At 65.1% G+C, this 1,025-nt stretch carries 1 protein-coding gene; it reads right to left on the bottom strand.

The annotated features are described in order from the left end of the window. On the bottom strand, positions 1–1,025 hold a 1,025-nt coding region (gene sucC / locus RBB18_RS23160), incomplete at both ends, for an ADP-forming succinate--CoA ligase subunit beta (RefSeq protein ID WP_306112645.1).

Here is a 1,025-nt window from a genome sequence, read left to right as displayed (position 1 = left end):
TCGGAGTTGTTGATGATCTCCTTGCCCTTCTCGACATTGGTGCCCTCGAGGCGCACGACCAGCGGGACCTGAAGCCCGACCTCTTTCACGGCCGCGACCACGCCCTCGGCGATCACGTCGCAGCGCATGATGCCGCCGAAGATGTTCACCAGGATGCCCTTCACCTGCGGGTCGCTGGTGATGATCTTGAACGCCTCGGTCACCTTGTCCTTGGTCGCGCCGCCGCCCACGTCGAGGAAGTTGGCGGGCTCGGCGCCGTAGAGCTTGATGATGTCCATCGTCGCCATCGCCAGGCCCGCGCCGTTGACCATGCAGCCGATCTCGCCATCCAGCGCGATGTAGTTGAGGTCGTACTTGGACGCTTCCAGCTCCTTGGGGTCTTCCTCGGTCGTGTCGCGCAGCTCGGCGATGTCGGAGTGGCGGTAGACCGCGTTGGAATCGAAGCCCATCTTGGCGTCGAGGCACTTCAGCTCGTTGCTCTCGGTGAGGATCAGCGGGTTGATCTCGAGCATCTCCATGTCCTTTTCCAGGAACATCTGGTAGAGCGTGCCCATCAGCTTGACGCATTGCTTCACCGCCGCGCCCTCGAGTTCGAGCATGAAGGCGATGCGGCGGCCGTGGAACGGCTGGTAGCCGGTGGCGGGATCGACGCTCAGGCTGAGGATCTTCTCGGGCGTCTTCTCGGCCACTTCCTCGATGTCCATGCCGCCCTCGGTGGAGGCGACGAAGCTGACGCGGGACGTCACCCGGTCGACCAGAAGCGCCAGGTAGAACTCCTTGGCGATGGCCGCGCCTTCCTCGATATAGATGCGGCCCACCTGCTTGCCGGCCTCGCCGGTCTGCTTGGTCACCAGCGTGCGGCCCAGCATCTTCTTGGCTTCCTCGGCGGCCTCGGAGACCGACTTGGTGATGCGCACGCCGCCCGCGTCGCCGGCACCGTCCTCCTTGAAGGTGCCCTTGCCGCGGCCGCCCGCATGGATCTGCGCCTTGACCACCCAGACGGGGCCGTCAAGCTCTCCCGCCGC

The organism is Roseovarius sp. MMSF_3298 (assembly GCF_030733705.1).
GTDB classification, from domain to species: Bacteria; Pseudomonadota; Alphaproteobacteria; order Rhodobacterales; family Rhodobacteraceae; genus Roseovarius; species Roseovarius confluentis.
The sequence above is the reverse complement of the archived record's forward strand: the minus strand, read 5'-3'. Positions and strand labels throughout refer to the sequence as shown.